Annotated in this window: 11 protein-coding genes, 1 tRNA gene and 1 pseudogene; 7 read left to right on the top strand and 6 right to left on the bottom strand. The window is 68.3% G+C overall.

Annotation, left to right across the window (positions count from 1 at the left end; translation table 11 throughout):
* Nucleotides 1–24: 24 nt before the first annotated feature.
* Both U5771_RS32160 and U5771_RS32165 read right to left on the bottom strand, forming a co-directional pair.
* Nucleotides 25–1,218, bottom strand: a complete 1,194-nt coding sequence (locus U5771_RS32160) for a sulfotransferase (protein WP_322027669.1) — start codon at nucleotides 1,216–1,218, stop codon at nucleotides 25–27.
* Nucleotides 1,215–2,324 carry a DUF1214 domain-containing protein gene (locus U5771_RS32165; protein ID WP_322027670.1) on the bottom strand — a complete coding sequence of 370 codons (1,110 nt, stop codon included), beginning with the start codon at nucleotides 2,322–2,324 and terminating at the stop codon, nucleotides 1,215–1,217. Before U5771_RS32165 ends, U5771_RS32160 begins: the two co-directional genes overlap by 4 nt.
* 263 nt (nucleotides 2,325–2,587) lie before the next feature.
* Here U5771_RS32165 and cysD point away from each other — a divergent pair.
* The 5 genes and pseudogenes from cysD to U5771_RS32190 all read left to right on the top strand — a co-directional run.
* Nucleotides 2,588–3,508, top strand: a pseudogene (gene cysD, locus U5771_RS32170) (sulfate adenylyltransferase subunit CysD); the annotation flags it as partial.
* Nucleotides 3,508–5,421 carry a sulfate adenylyltransferase subunit CysN gene (gene cysN, locus U5771_RS32175; RefSeq protein ID WP_322027671.1) on the top strand — a complete coding sequence of 638 codons (1,914 nt, stop codon included), beginning with the start codon at nucleotides 3,508–3,510 and terminating at the stop codon, nucleotides 5,419–5,421. The pseudogene cysD and the gene cysN, both read left to right, overlap by 1 nt.
* Before the next feature lie 131 nt (nucleotides 5,422–5,552).
* Entirely contained in the window at nucleotides 5,553–6,740 is a 1,188-nt protein-coding gene (locus tag U5771_RS32180; protein ID WP_322027672.1) for a helix-turn-helix transcriptional regulator, read from the top strand.
* Nucleotides 6,741–7,023: 283 nt separating this feature from the next.
* Nucleotides 7,024–8,385, top strand: coding sequence for an MFS transporter (locus U5771_RS32185; RefSeq protein ID WP_322027673.1), 1,362 nt, complete (start codon nucleotides 7,024–7,026; stop codon nucleotides 8,383–8,385).
* The gene (locus tag U5771_RS32190) at nucleotides 8,372–9,421 is read left to right on the top strand and encodes a lactonase family protein (protein ID WP_322027674.1); all 1,050 of its coding nucleotides are present in this window, start codon (nucleotides 8,372–8,374) and stop codon (nucleotides 9,419–9,421) included. Before U5771_RS32185 ends, U5771_RS32190 begins: the two co-directional genes overlap by 14 nt.
* A gap of 69 nt (nucleotides 9,422–9,490) precedes the next feature.
* On the opposite strand, the gene U5771_RS32195 is transcribed toward U5771_RS32190, so the two are convergent.
* A complete protein-coding gene (locus U5771_RS32195) occupies nucleotides 9,491–10,528 on the bottom strand; it encodes an AraC family transcriptional regulator (RefSeq protein WP_322027675.1) in 1,038 nt (345 codons plus the stop codon).
* 226 nt (nucleotides 10,529–10,754) lie between these two features.
* On the opposite strand from U5771_RS32195, the gene U5771_RS32200 reads away from it, so the two are divergent.
* Nucleotides 10,755–11,867, top strand: coding sequence for a fatty acid desaturase (locus U5771_RS32200; RefSeq protein WP_322027676.1), 1,113 nt, complete (start codon nucleotides 10,755–10,757; stop codon nucleotides 11,865–11,867).
* A gap of 36 nt (nucleotides 11,868–11,903) precedes the next feature.
* Here U5771_RS32200 and U5771_RS32205 read toward each other — a convergent pair whose 3' ends face one another.
* Nucleotides 11,904–12,524: an HAD family hydrolase gene (locus U5771_RS32205; protein ID WP_322027677.1), complete on the bottom strand. Its 621-nt coding sequence runs from the start codon at nucleotides 12,522–12,524 to the stop codon at nucleotides 11,904–11,906.
* A 221-nt stretch (nucleotides 12,525–12,745) separates the two neighbouring features.
* Between U5771_RS32205 and U5771_RS32210 the strand changes: the two genes are divergently transcribed.
* Nucleotides 12,746–12,836 (top strand) — tRNA-Ser (locus tag U5771_RS32210).
* Between the two features lie 82 nt (nucleotides 12,837–12,918).
* On the opposite strand, the gene U5771_RS32215 is transcribed toward U5771_RS32210, so the two are convergent.
* The gene (locus U5771_RS32215) at nucleotides 12,919–14,934 is read right to left on the bottom strand and encodes a sodium:solute symporter family protein (RefSeq protein ID WP_322027678.1); all 2,016 of its coding nucleotides are present in this window, start codon (nucleotides 14,932–14,934) and stop codon (nucleotides 12,919–12,921) included.
* 3 nt (nucleotides 14,935–14,937) lie between these two features.
* Nucleotides 14,938–15,282 (bottom strand): DUF4212 domain-containing protein, encoded by a 345-nt coding sequence (locus U5771_RS32220; protein ID WP_322027679.1) that lies wholly within the window; start codon nucleotides 15,280–15,282, stop codon nucleotides 14,938–14,940.
* Between the last annotated feature and the right edge of the window lie 152 nt (nucleotides 15,283–15,434).

A 15,434-nucleotide genomic window follows, 5' to 3' on the forward strand; every position in this document is an offset into this window, starting at 1 on the left:
GTCGTTCGTCTCGCAGGCGCGCCGTCAGCCGGCCGCCTGCAGGTGCCGCGCGCGATACGCGGCGAAATCGTGCGCCAGTTGCGCATCGGTGAAGCCGAAGCGCGCGATCGAATAGTCGTGCGCGGCACGCTTGTCGCGGCCGTTGCGCGCCATCCAGTCCGTCATCGCCGCGCGCTGCCGCGCGTCGAGCGGCATGCCCGCGAAGCGGTACACGGCTTCCGCGACGCCGAGCGGATCCGACACGGTGTCCTCGAAACGCACGTCGAGAAAGCGCTCGGCCGGCAGCGCGTCGCGCGCCGTCATCGCCGCGCCGATCGCGCGCGCCATCCCCGCGTTCCACTGCGCGCCGACCGTGCGCGGATCCGGGTCGTCCGCGTACATCTGCCACAGCGTGTGCGCCATGCTCGCCATCGACGGAATCGTCTGCGCCGGATCGCGGTGCGTGAGCACCACCTGCGCGCGCGGAAACACGCGGCACAGCACGTCGAGCGCATGCAGGTGCTGCGGCGTCTTCAGCAGCCAGCGCTCGGCCGGCGCGACGCCGCGCCGCGCCTTCTGCCACTGCAGGAACTGCAGCATCCGCTTCAGGTACGTATAGACCGGGCTCAGGTCCTGCTTCGCGAGCCACGCCGTATAGCCCGGCACGTTCGCGTACGAATCCATCGCGCACACGAACGAATGCTCCATCAACATGAACTCCTCGTCGGCGAGCATCGCGTCGAGCGGATGAATCGTCAGGATCTGCGGAATGCAGTCGATCATCGTCGCGACCTCGGCCCGCGCGCGCGCGATACGCACCGTCGGCGCGTCGAGCGTCTCGCCGGCGAGCGGCGCCGGATAGCGCGTTTCCCACCACGCGGCCGAATGAAAGCGCGGGTCGACGGCGAGCAGCCGTTGCAGCAGCGTCGTGCCGGTGCGCGGCAGCCCGACGATCACGAGCGGATCGTCGATCTCGAGGTCAGCGATCTCCGGATGACGGCGGCAGTAATACTCGACGACGAGCCGGTTCACGAGCTGGCCGACGAGCTTCTCGCGCATCATCTCCGCGCCGCGCGCGGACAGCTTCGCTTCGTCGATCAGGGATGCGCACATCACGTCGAGCGCCTCGCGATACGGGCCGTCGCCGAACGCGCTGAGGCCGCCCGTGCGCGACACGGCCTCGGCGATCAGCCCGTCGGCGCCGAGCTGCGTGCGGATCCGGTCGAGCGGCGCTTTCATGCGGCCTCCTTCAGCGTGGCGAGCTTGACGACGCGCGTGCGCGGATGCACCGGCTGCGCGGCGCCGACCCAGCGCCAGCAGATCGTGCCGGTGCGATGCCCGGCCGTATCGAGCCAGTTCGCGTCGCCCGGCCGCGACGCGGCGACCACCACCGTCACGCCGCCGTCGGCATTCAGGCGCGCACTATGCTTGTTCACGCAGATGTCGAAGTGCCGGTAGTCGAGCGACTCCATCCAGTAGTTGTTGAGCTGCACGTTCCAGAAGTCGCAGTCGGGCACCGTGTCGACGTCGATCACGAGCGCCTCGTCGTCGGCCAGCGACCAGCACGAGTGGTAGTAGTAGATGTTCGGATCCCCGCCGACCGACTGGCACAGCGCCTGGTCCGCAGGCGGCAGCGCGTTCACGTGCGACCCGTAGCTCGCGGCCCAGTCGGCGAACAGCTTCGACGTCTGCTCGACGAACTGCGCGGCGCGCGTGAGGCCGCCCAGCAGCACGAGCGGGTCGAGCGGCGCCGGACGATCATGCGCGCCGATGCGCTCGATCTTCAGTTGCGCGGGCGTCTCCGCGCGCCGGTCGAGGAAGGTCTGGCGCACCAGCAGCGCGTTCGTGCCCGGCTCCATGCGCACCCAGTTGCCCGCGCGCGGCGTCTCGCTCAGCACGATCTCGAAGCTGCCGTCCGGCGCGATCTCGAGCTGCTTCGCATCGAGAAAGCCCGTCTGCAGCATCTTGCCGTCCGTCTCGTAGCCGCCCTTCTGCGTGCCGAAGCTCAGGTACGCGACCGTGCCGCGCCGCCCCGTCACGCGATATGCGCAGCGACCGTCGAGGCGCGCGTACTGGTACAGGTTGTCGGGATTGTCGGCGCCGATCTTCGCGGTCTCGTGCGACGGCGAGAAGAAGCCGGGCCACGCGCCGTCCGCGAACTCGACGTGCATCTCGAGCGCGATGCGCATCAGCCGGCTCAGGTAGCGGAATCCCTCCGCGCGCGTGAGCGGATCGTCCGGCGCCTCGGCGCGCAGGATCTGCTGTCCGCTGCGTTTCAGGGTGTCGCAGAAATCGGCCCAGGTCTGGCCCGAAAGCAATTGCGTGGCACGTGTGTCGTCCGTCATGTGTCGTCTCCGCCGATGGTCGAGCGCTCACCTTAAGCGAGCGCTCCACGCGCCACTTCGTCCGGGTGGACTAAGGAAAGATCCGCTGCGCGGCCGCGCCGGGTCAGGACCTGTTCCGACGGGCAACACCCGTTCCGCTGATCGAAACAACGACTTGTGAGGCTGGCCGGAACAGGCCTTAGTCCACCCGGACGAAGAACGGCACCGCCCTCGCTCGATACCGTTGGCGTCATGCACGAAACGCCGCACATGTCGCGCGGCGCCGGCATGAAACAAGGAGACGAACGATGTTGACCCACTTGGAGCGACTGGAGGCCGAAAGCATCCACATCATGCGCGAGGTGGTCGCGGAAAGCGAAAACCCGGTGATGCTCTATTCGATCGGCAAGGACAGCTCGGTCATGCTGCATCTCGCGATGAAGGCGTTCTACCCCGCGAAGCCGCCCTTTCCGCTGCTGCACGTCGATACGACGTGGAAGTTCCGCGAGATGATCGCGTTTCGCGACGCGACGGCCGAACGCCTCGGCCTCGACCTGCGCGTGCACGTGAACCCCGACGGCGTGTCGAACGACATCAATCCGTTCACGCACGGCTCGGCCGTGCACACCGACGTGTGGAAGACCCAGGGGCTCAAGCAGGCGCTCGACCACTACGGCTTCGACGCCGCGTTCGGCGGCGCGCGCCGCGACGAGGAGAAATCGCGCGCGAAGGAGCGCATCGTGTCGCTGCGCTCGGAGCAGCATCGCTGGGACCCGAAGCGCCAGCGCCCCGAGCTCTGGTCGCTGTACAACGCGCGCAAGCGCAAGGGCGAAAGCCTGCGCGTGTTCCCGATTTCCAACTGGACCGAACTCGACATCTGGCAGTACATCCAGCTGCACGACATTCCGATCGTGCCGCTCTACTACGCGAAGGAGCGGCCCGTGGTCGAGCGCGACGGCGCGCTGATCATGGTCGACGACGAACGTCTGCCGCTGCGCGAAGGCGAAGTGCCGCGGATGCGCAAGGTGCGCTTTCGCACGCTCGGCTGCTATCCGCTGACGGGTGCGATCGACAGCGACGCGACCTCGCTCGACGACATCCTGCAGGAGATGCGCGACACGCGCACGTCCGAGCGCCAGGGACGCCTGATCGACAGCGATTCGGCCGGTTCGATGGAAAAGAAGAAACAGGAGGGATATTTCTGATGGCACACGTTCTCGCCACGCCCGAGGCACCCGCGCACACGACGCCCGACCTGCACGCCGACGATGCGCAGACGAAGGACCTGCTGCGCTTCATCACCTGCGGCAGCGTCGACGACGGCAAGAGCACGCTGATCGGCCGCCTGCTCTACGAATCGAACATGCTGTTCGACGACCAGCTGACCCAACTCGATGCCGATTCGAAGAAGGTCGGCACGCAAGGCGGCGAACTCGATTTCGCGCTGCTCGTCGACGGCCTGTCGGCCGAGCGCGAACAGGGCATCACGATCGACGTCGCGTACCGCTTCTTCGCGACCGCGCGACGCAAGTTCATCGTCGCCGACACCCCCGGCCACGAGCAGTACACGCGCAACATGATCACCGGCGCGTCGACCGCCGATCTCGCGGTGATCCTGATCGACGCGCGCAAGGGCGTGCTCACGCAGACGCGCCGCCACAGCCATCTCGTCGCGCTGATCGGCATCAGGCGCGTCGTGCTCGCGATCAACAAGATGGACCTGGTCGACTACGACCGCGCCGTGTTCGAGCGCATCGACGCCGACTATCGCGCGTTCGCGGCCGAGCTCGGGCTCGACGAGATCGTCAGCATTCCGATGTCCGCGCTGCGCGGCGACAACGTGATCGCGTCGAGCACGCGGATGCCGTGGTACGCGGGCCCGACGCTGATGCAGCATCTCGACACGCTGCCGCTCGTCGAGCGCGTGACGCGCGACGAACCGTTCCGCCTGCCCGTGCAATGGGTCAACCGTCCGCACCTGAACTTCCGCGGCTATGCCGGCAGCATCGCGTCGGGCGAAGTGCGCGTCGGCGAGCGCGTGCGCGTGCTGCCGTCCGGCAAGGAGAGCCGCGTCGCGTCGGTGATCACGCCGGCCGGCGAAGCCGAGCTCGCACGCGCCGGCGAAGCGGTGACGCTCACGCTCGCCGACGAGATCGACATCAGCCGCGGCGACATGATCGCGCGCGCCGACGCGCCGCCCGAGGTGGCCGACCAGTTCGAGGCGACGCTCGTGTGGATGCACGACGAACCGCTGCTGCCGGGCCGGCCGTATCTCGTGAAGCTCGGCACGCAGACGGTCGGCGCGACCTGCGCGACGCCGAAATACAAGATCGACGTGAACACGCGCGAGCATCTCGCCGCGCGCACGCTCGCGCTGAACGAGATCGGCGTGTGCAACCTGAGCTTCGACCGGCCCGTCGCGTTCGACCCGTACGACCGGAACCGCCACACCGGCGGCTTCATCGTGATCGACCGCTTCACCAACGACACCGTCGGCGCCGGGATGCTGCACTTCGCGCTGCGCCGCGCGCACAACGTGCACTGGCAGGCGGTCGACGTCGACCGCGACGCGCGCGCGGTGCAGAAGGCGCAGACGCCGCGCATCGTGTGGCTGACCGGGCTGTCCGGCGCGGGCAAGTCGACGATCGCGAACCTCGTCGAGCAGCGGCTGCATGCGCTCGGCAAGCACACGTACCTGCTCGACGGCGACAACGTGCGGCACGGGCTCAACCGCGATCTCGGCTTCACCGAGGCCGATCGCGTGGAGAACATCCGGCGCGTGGCCGAAGTCGCGCGGCTGATGCTCGATGCCGGGCTCATCACGCTCGTGTCGTTCATTTCGCCGTTCCGCGCGGAACGCGACATGGCGCGCGCCATGGTCGGCCCCGACGAGTTCGTCGAAGTGTTCGTGGACACGCCGCTCGCGGTCGCCGAGGAACGCGATCCGAAGGGGCTGTACAAGAAGGCGCGCAAGGGCGAGCTGAAGCACTTCACGGGCATCGACTCGCCGTACGAGCCGCCCGCGCAACCCGAACTGCGCATCGATACGGTGACCGAGTCGCCGCAAGCGGCGGCGGACCGCATCGTCGCGTACCTGCTGCGCGAGCGCGCCGCGTAACCCGCCCAGGCGGCACACGCCGCGTCGCACGGGCACGGCCCGCGTCGTCTACTCCGTTCGGATGACGCGGGCCGCTGGCCGGCCGGTATGCTGGATCGGGAGCATTCACCCCGACCCAGGAGAACACGAGCATGCGGATCGCGCTGGCGCCCGACGACACGGCCGCGCACGACGGCTTCGACGACGCGGCATGGACCGCCCGCGAACTCAGCGCGTGGCTCGGGCTCGTCTATCAGGGGCCGTCCGAAGCGACGCCGTGGGCGGGCTTTCTCGAAGCGATCCGCGTGCGGCTCGACGCGAGCTTCACGACGCTCGTGCTGCGCAACCCCGGCGGCTCGCGGCGCGGGCTCATCATCAACGCATCGACCCACGGCCCGCTGCTGCCCGGCGAGCCGTCGTACAGCGAGCAGTTCTACGCGCTGTGCCCGTTTCTCGACCAGCCGCCCGGCCAGGTGTTCACGGCCGACGGACTGTTCGGCGCCACCCGGTGGTGCGCACACGACTTCTACCGGCAGTACCTGGAGCCGCTCGACCTGCGCTTCATCCTCGGCGCGAACCTGCGCGGCGAGCGCGGCGTCGAGTGCGCGTTCTTCGTGAGCCGCGCGCATCACGGCCGCGATTTCGACGCGGCCGAACGCGCGCAGGTCGCAACGCTGCTGCCGCACCTGCAGCGCGCGGTCGAACTGCACGCGGCGCTCGACGTGCTCGATGCCGAGCGCGCGCTGTACGCGGGCACCGTCGACCGGCTCGACGTCGGCACCGCGATCCTCGACGAGGACGGCCGCGTGATCAAGCACAACCGCATCGCCGAGCGGCTGATCGAGCAGCAGGACGGCCTGTGCCTGCGCCAGGCGCGGCTCCATGCGTCGTGCCCGCTCGACGAGCGCCGGCTGCAGAAGGCGCTGCAGGCCGCGCTCGAGCATTTCCGTGCGGGCGCGCTCGGGCGCATCGAGGCCACCACGCTGTCGCGCCCCGGCGGCGCGATGCCGTTGAACGTGCTGCTGCGCCCGCTCGCGCCCTATCGCGGCGCGGAGGACCGCCAGCATCGGCCGGCCGTCGCGGTGTTCGTTCGCGATCCGGCATCGTCGCCGCAGACCTCGCGCGACATGCTGCACCGGCTGTTTCGCCTCACGCCGATGGAAACCGAGATCGCGCTGCTGCTCGTCGACGGCCTGACGCTCGACGAAGCGGCCGCCGCCGCCGGCATCACGAAGAACACCGCCCGTGCGCACCTGCGCGGGATCTTCGCGAAGACAGGCGCGACGCGGCAGGCCGTGCTCGTGAAGATGCTGCTGAACAGCGTCCTGTCGATGGCATAGCGGGCGGCGCCTCCCGGAGCGACGCCCGTCGCGGTGCAGAGCAGCGCGTCGACAGCCGGTTGCCGGCCGGCAGGCTGTCAACTCATGTCATACGTCATCAGATGTGATCGAGCCTCATGCCAGCCTTCTGATATCCCCCAATATTTGGGTTTATCCCGGGTAAACCCGCGACGCCACGCCGGGATCGCAGGCGTACCATGTCATACGACGACATACTACATAGATCACCACCCGACGCCGACGCGGGCCGCCGCCCCGTTCGCCGCCCGACCGGAGACTCCCCTTGACCTCACCCGCCCTGCCCGGCCGCGACCCGCTCGCGTCCGCCGTCTCGAAAGTGAAATGGCACGTGCTGCCGCTCGTGCTGATCATGTTCATCGCGAACTACATCGACCGCGTAAACGTCGGCTTCGTCGACCGCCACCTCGAAGCGTCGATCGGTATCGGCGCGGCCGCGTACGGGCTCGGCGCCGGCCTGTTCTTCGTCGGCTACGCGCTGTTCGAAGTGCCGTCGAACCTGCTGATGCAGCGCTACGGCGCGCGCATCTGGCTCGCGCGGATCATGGCGACCTGGGGCGTCGTCGCGGCCGCGATGGCGTTCGTGTGGAACGACACGTCGTTCTATGCGCTGCGCTTCCTGCTCGGCGCGGCCGAGGCCGGCTTCTTCCCCGGCGTCGTGCTGTACCTGTCGCAATGGCTGCCGCCGCAGGAACGCGGCAAGGCGATGGCGATCTTCCTCGGCGGGTCCGCGTTCGCGTCGGTGCTGTCCGGGCCCGTCACCGGCGCGCTGCTGTCGATCCACGGCTTCGGCCTGCAGGGCTGGCAGTGGATGTTCCTGATCGAAGGGATGTTCTCGGTCGCGCTGTGCGGCGCGAGCTGGCTGCTGCTGAAGTCGCACATCCGCGACGCGACGTGGCTCACCGCCGACGAACGCGCGGCGCTCCAGAACGCGCTCGACGAAGAACGTGCGACCCGCGACGTGCGCTCGAAGGTGCACGTATCGGCCACCGCGCTGCTGCGCGACCCGCAGATCATGCTGTTCTGCTTCCTGTATTTCGCGATCCAGCTGACGATCTACGCGGCCACCTTCTGGCTGCCGACCATCATCCGCAAGATGGGCGGCCTCACCGACTTCCAGGTCGGCCTCTACAACACGATTCCGTGGATGATCGCGATCGGCGCGATGTACGGTTTCGCCGTGCTGTCCGCCAAGTGGAAGCATCCGCAGCGCTGGCTGTCGTTCGCGCTCGTGCTCGCCGCGTGCGGGCTGTTCGCGTCGACGTCGCACGATCCCGTCTGGTCGTTCGCGTCGATCTGCTTTGCCGCGCTCGGCTTCAAGGCCGCGTCGTCGCTGTTCTGGCCGATCCCGCAGGGCTACCTCGACACGCGCGTGGCCGCGGCCGTGATCGCGCTGATCAACTCGATCGGCAACCTCGGCGGCTTCGTCGCGCCGACGGCCTTCGGCTATCTGAAGCAACATACGGGTTCGATCACGGGCGGCCTATATGCGCTCGCGATCGCCTCCCTCGTCGCCGCGGTCGCCGCGCTGTTCGCCCGCACGCACCGGCGCAGCGATCCGCCGCGCGGCCTGCCGGCCGACGAGTCCTTCACGAACACCGCAATGCTCCGCCATGCCGAACACTGACCGCCTGACCGTCGTCGTCTCGAATGCCGTCGACGGCGACCTCGCCACGTTCTCGCTCACGCCCGACGGCACGCTCGCGCCGCTCGCCCGCTACCCGGTCGGCGACGTCGCGATGCCCATCGCCGTGCAGCCCGATCGCGCGCGGCTGTACGTCGCGACGCGCGGCGAGCAGCCGACGATCGTCGCGTTTCGCGTCGCGACGGGCACCGGCGCGTTCGCGCGCATCGGCGCGACCGCGATCGACGCGAGCCTCGCCTACCTGTCGCTCGACCGCAGCGGCCGCTGGCTGCTCGGCGCGTCGTACGGCGGCCATTCGCTGAGCCTCTACGACGCCGCGCGCGTGCGCGACGGCGACGGCGCGCCGCTGCAGGTCGCGGACGGCATCGCGAACGCGCATGCGGTCGTCGTGTCGCCGGACAACCGGTTTGCGTACGTGAGCTCGCTCGGCTCGGACCGCATCTTCACGTTCGCGCTGGTCGAGGATGCCGGCGGCCTGCGTGTGCGCGAACACGGCGAAACGCGCGTGCCGGGCGGCTCCGGGCCGCGCCACCTGCGCTTCGCGCGCGACGGCCATACGCTGGTCGCCGTCAGCGAATTCCAGGCCACGCTCGCGACCTTCTCACGCGACGCCGACACCGGCCGCCTCGGCGATGCACGGGTCAGCGCACGCCACCCGGCCGTCGCCGACCTCGCGCCAGGCCATGCGCGCCCGCCCGCGCCGACCGGGCCCGCCGTGTGGGCCGCCGATCTCCACCTGACGCCCGACGAGCGCTTCGCGTATGTCAGCGAACGCACGTCGAGCCAGTTGCTCTGCTATCGCCGCGAGGCGGGCGACACCTTCGAACCCGCGCACGCGACGGCCACCGAAACGCAGCCGCGCGGCTTCGCCATCGATCCGTCGGGACGCTGGCTCGTCGCATGCGGCGAACAGTCGGAATACGTGTCGGTGTACGCGATCGCGCCGGACGACGGCACGCTGGCCTTGCACGCGCGCGTGCCGGGCGGCCGCGGCGCGAACTGGGTTGCGATCGTCTGATCGGCCGCTTGCCCCCTCGATCGACGCCGGGCGCACGACCGGCACCGGCCCGCGCCGCCCGGCGCGCGATCAGCGCCGCTCGCTCGGCGCGACGCCGGTCCAGCGCTTGAACGCCCGCGTGAAATTGGCGCGGTCGGTATAGCCGACCCGCGCCGCGATCTCGTCGACCGGCAGACGCGTGCCCTCGAGCAACCGGAGCGCATCGCGCAGCCGGATTTCGTCGAGCAGCGCCGAATAGGTCGCGCCGAATTCCGCGAGCTTGCGTTTCAGCGTGCGCGCCGACACGTGCAGCTCGCGTGCGACGTCGTCCACCGACGGATAACCGGCGTCACCGCAGATCAACAAGTGGCGCACGCGCTCGACGATGCTTTCCGCATAGCCGAGCCGCGCGAGCTCGGCCTCGCATTGCTGGACGATCATCTGCGCGGTCTGCGCGTTCGCGGTGCCGATCGGCTCGTCGAGCAGCGCGGCGTCGCAGCGGATGCGGTTCGCGCTCGCGTCGAAATGACAGCGCGGCAGCCGCGCGCGATAGCGCTCGAACCACGGCGGCTCGGGCCATTCGAAATGCAGCTCCGCGCGCGATTGCAGCGTGCGCCCCGGTGCAGGATCGAGCAGCGAGTTGAACAGGATCGCCGTCTCGACCAGGAAGTTTTCCACCGCGAACTGGCGCAGCCGGCCGAGCGGAAACGCCTCGAGCACGTCGATGTCGACGATCCCGTCGAGCTGCGCGAGCCGCACCGAAAAGAACGGCACCCGCGTCGGCAGGTAGCGGATACCGAGCGCGATCGCTTCGCCGAGCGTCGCGCAACTCATCAGCCCAAAGCCGATCAGCCCGGATTTCGTGAGACTGCTGCGCAGGCCGATCTCGATCGCAATCGACGGATCGTCCGTCGCGTCGAGCAGGTTGAACACGATCGCCGCCTGCTGCAGCGGCGTGATGCGCGCATCGGGCTGCGCGAGCCGCTCGCGCTCGACGCCCGAGCCGGCGAGAATGCGGCCGCCCTCGATGCCGCGCTCCTCGGCGAGCATCAGCATGAACAGCGCATACGCGGACGATACCGTCGCCTTGTTCAGCTGGCGCGCGGCATCCGGGACGGACAGGGCCATGCGGCGGACTCCGGAGCGGTTTCGGCGGATTGTAGCGTCGCTGGCCCGCAATGACACCACCGCGGCACTCTAGCCGCGCACCGCCGCATCGCAGGCCGGTACGCGGTCCACAGTGGCCCGAAATGACACCACCATTGGCACCGACGGCCCTCGCGGGCGATGCGGGGCGCGCCTATGCTTGTCACATCGGCATTGCGCCCCACTCTTTCCGCACGGATTCCGGTCGATGAGCCAATCTGCACGAACCGTCTTTCGCCACGACGCCGACAAGGTCGCGTATGTCCGTCGCGAGGTCAACGCCGCGAGCGACGCGATCCGCGCGCGCTTTCCGCTGCTCGACAACCAGAACCTCGTCGGCGCGACCGTGATGGCCTTCTCGGTGGGCGCGATGCTCGCGATCGCGTGGCTGTATGCAATCGGCGGAATCGCGTGGTACGTCGCGCTGCCGCTCGCCGCGTTCGTCACGTCGCTGATCCACGAACTCGAGCACGACCTGATCCACCTGATGTACTTCAAGAAGACGCCGTGGGCCTATCACCTGATGATGGCGCTGTGCTGGCTCACGCGGCCGGGCACGATCAACCCGTGGACGCGCCGGCGCATGCACCTGCATCACCACAAGGTATCGGGCGGCGAATCGGATCTCGAGGAATTCGGCATCACCAACGGCGAACGCTGGGGCGTGAAGCGGCTGCTGATGATCGCGGACGGGATGCTCGCCGTCGTGCTGCGGCCGGATGCGATGCGCCGCAAGGTCAAGCAATACGTGGCCGCGCAGCCGGTGCAGGATGCGGCCGAACGTGCGCAATTGCGCGTCGAGCAGGTGTCGTCCTACATGCCGATCGGTCACGCGTACTACGCGCTGTGGCACGCGTTCATCGTCTATCACGCCGGCCTGTTCGCGCTGCACGCGCTCGGCCATGCGGTGATCGTGCCGGCCGTCGTCGAGCGCGTGATGAGCGTCGTCGATTTCCTCGCGGTCGTATGGCTCGGGCCGAACTTCGTGCGCAGCTTCTGCATCAACTTCGTCAGCTCGAACATGCATTACTTCGGCGACATCGATTCGCGCAACGTGATCCAGCAGACCCAGGTGCTCAACCCGTGGTGGATGCTGCCGTTCCAGCTGTTCTGCTTCAACTTCGGCAGCACCCACGCGATCCATCACTTCGTGGTGCGCGATCCGTTCTACATCCGGCAGCTGACCGCGCGCACCGCGCATGCGGCACTGCGCGAAGTCGGCGTGCGGTTCAACGATGTCGGCACGTTCGCTCGGGCGAATCGCTGGGGCGCATATCGACCGACTCGCGGTACGCGCGGCGCGCAACGGGCCGACGCGTAACGGTGGGCGGCGCGGCGCGCCGGTCCCGTCGGTTCGTCAGTCGCCGATCGGCGGCATCGGTCCGTGCCCACGGATCCATGCCCAGTTCGCGCGTTCGGCCATTTCCTTGTCGCCGCGGCTGTCGCCGTAGGCGAACAGTTTCGCGGGCGGCTGATTCCCCCACCAGCCGCGCAAGCGCACGACCTTCTGCGGGCCCCAGCAGTTCTCGCCGTTCAGCCGCCCGGTGAACGTGCCGCGCTCGAACGCGAGGCGAGTCGCGAGCACCGTGCCGATGCCGACCGTCTTCGCCCACTTCTCCAGATACAGCGACGGCGACGCGCTGACCAGCACGACCTCATGCCCGCGCGCCTGATGCTCGCGCACCCGTTCCAGCATGTCCGGACGCACGAGGTCCGGCAGATAGCCGTCGACGAAGCGGCGCGCGAGCGCGTCGAGCGCGTCGTCGCGGATCGGTCCGAACGCAAACCACGCGAACTTCGCCTTCGCATCGCCGCGCGACAACAAGCCCGCTTTCATCGCGACGATCCACGGCAGCGCGCGCAGCCCGGCCCACGCGAAACGCGGCGTGCCGACCGCGTAGCGGACGAAATGACGAAAGCTGTCGGTGGTCGTGATGGTGCCGTCGAAATCGAATGCGGCGACGATGCGGTCGTTCATGGCGAGGCGGAAAGCAGTGAGATGCCCGGGAAGATAGCAGACTCGCGTCGCCGCGGCTCCGGGCACGGGGGTGACTGGGGCACGGCTCTTCTTCGCGGCCGCATTCGAGACGACGCACGGCCGCCACGCGAGCCGCGGGAGGCGGCTTCCCGGCCGATTTCGGCGGATCGCCGAAGGGAGTGGCGGCCTGCCGCCAGAGTTTGCTATACTCTCGCTCTTCCGGAGAGATGGATGAGTGGTTTAAGTCGCACGCCTGGAAAGCGTGTATAGGTTAATCGCCTATCGGGGGTTCGAATCCCCCTCTCTCCGCCAGGACACATGAAGCCCCTTGATTTCCCTGAGAAATCAAGGGGCTTTTCTTTTCCCCGCCGCTACACCATCCGGCGCCTCCCCCTCACGGATGCCGAATGTAATCCACCAACGCCCGCGTATACTCATCCGGCTGCCGATCAACCAGACTCACCACGATCGCCACGGCAAACCCCGCCGGCACACCGAACACACCTGAACTGATCGGCTCGATCCCGAACCACATCCGCCCCGCAAACCCAGTAAGTTGCGTGAAATACGGATAAGTCGACACGATGTAGTACACGCACACCGCGAGCCCCGTCACCATCCCGGCGATCGCACCGCGTGTCGTCGTGCGTTTCCAGAACACCCCGAGCACCAGCACCGGAAAGAAGCTGGACGCCGCCAGCGAAAACGCCGCACCGACGAGAAACAGAATCTTCCCCGTATTGAGCGACGCGACATACGACGCGAACAGCGCGACACCAAGCAGCAAGACCTTCGAGATCGTCACCCGCCGCTGGCTCGACGCATCCGGCGCGACCATGCAGTAATAGACGTCGTGCGACAACGCATTCGCGATCGTCAGCAGCAACCCGTCCGCGGTCGACAGCGCCGCGGCCAGCGCACCGGCCGCGATCAGCCCCGACACGACATAAGGCAGCCCCGCGATTTCCGGCGCGGCCAGCACGACCATGTCCGGCTGCATCTGGATCTCGGACCAGTGCACGATGCCGTCGCGCACCACCTCGACCACGCTGATCAGGTCCGGTTCGAAGTGATGCCATTGCGTGACCCACGCGGGCAACTCGGCGATCGGCCGCCCGACGAGATTGGTGAGAATCTCGTACTTGATCATCACCGCGAGCACCGGCACGCTCAGGTAGAACAGCGCGATGAAGAACAGCGTCCAGCCGACCGAGCGCCGCGCGGATGCGACCGACGTCGTCGTGTTGTAGCGCGTGAGGATGTGCGGGAGGCTCGCGGTGCCGAGCGACAGGCACAGCAGCAGCGCGAGGAAATTCCGCTCGCGCGGCTTGCGGTCGTCGTCGTTCGCCGCGGGAAACGGCTCGTGCATCGGCACGGGCGGCTCGGCGCGTGCCAGCAAGTCGTCGCGCGCCTGGGTCCAGGTCACGCGCGCCGCCGTCGGATCGCGCGGGAAGTCGGCCAGCTCGCGCTCGCGCTGGTTGATCTCGCGCAGCGGCCCGTTGTGACGCCGCAGGTCCGCAAGCTGGTCGACGAGCTGCCGGCGTGCGTCCGCATACGATGCGGGCAAGCGATCGAGCTGCGCCTGTACGACAGCGGCCTGCCGGCGGTACGCATCACGCACCTGCTGCTCCTCGTCCGCGTCGCGCAGCTGCGCCTCGCGCGCCGCCACGCGCTCCATCAGCTTGCCGTAGTTGAATTGCGGCACCGGCCCGAGCCCGTTCTTCATCGCGATCAGCGATACGGGGATCAGGATCGCGCTGATCAGGATGATGTACTGCGCGACCTGCGTCCACGTGACCGCGCGCATTCCGCCAAGAAACGAGCACACGAGAATGCCCGCAAGCCCGCAGAAGATCCCGATCGCGAAGTCGACGCCGATGAAGCGCGTCGCGATCAGCCCGATCCCCTGGATCTGCGCAACCAGATAGACGAACGAGCACAGGATCGCCGCGCCCGCCGCGAGCGCGCGCACGGCGGTGCTCGAAAAGCGCGTGCCGAGAAAATCGGGAATCGTGTAGCGCGCGAGCTTGCGCACGTAAGGCGCAAGCAGGAACGCAACGAGGCAGAACCCGCCGGTCCACCCCATCACGTACGCGAGCGCATCGTAGCCGGTCGCGTAGAGCGAGCCGGCAAGACCGATGAACGACGCCGCCGACAGCCAGTCGGCCGCCGTCGCCATCCCGTTGAACGCGGACGGCACGCGCCGCCCGGCCACGTAGTATTCGACCAGATCGGACGTGCGCGACAGCAGCCCGATCACCGCATACACGGCAATCGGCACGAACAGGAACACGTAGCCGATCCACACGCCGGAGCCGGTCGCGCGCTCGATCCGCCACAGCAGCAGCACGAACCCGAGAAAGCCGAGCGTGTAAAGCGCGTACGCGCGAATCAGTCGATGCGTCAGCATGGTTCAGCGGGCATGGTGCGCATCGGCCGCGTGCGCGGCATGGTCGTCGTACGCGCGCCGCAGCATGCGGTCCGCGCGCTGCATCAGGCCGATGTAGACGACGATCAGCACGAGATACACGAGAATCGCGCCCTGCGCGCCGACATAGAACGGCAGGCTGAAACCGGCGATGCGGATGCCCGCGAGCGCGGGCGCGAAGAACGGCACGACGAACGACACCGTGAAGCCGATCGCCATCAGCACCAGGATCAGCGCGACGTTGAAGCGCCAATAGCGCGCATGGGCACGCGCGAGCGGCTCGGGAACGGGCGGCGGCGCGGCCGGCGCCGGACGGGACGAAACGGTCATGCCGTTATTTAGCAAAAAGCCCCTGCGCGGGCAATCGGGATTGCCGCGCAGGGGCTCGTGCGCGCCATGCGCACGACAGGCACGATCAGCGCACTTCGGCGAGCTGCTCGAGGATCGCCGGGTTCTCGAGCGTGGACGTGTCCTGCGTGATT

Origin of the sequence: Burkholderia sp. BCC1977, assembly GCF_905339595.1 — a bacterium.
Taxonomy (GTDB): Bacteria; Pseudomonadota; Gammaproteobacteria; order Burkholderiales; family Burkholderiaceae; genus Burkholderia.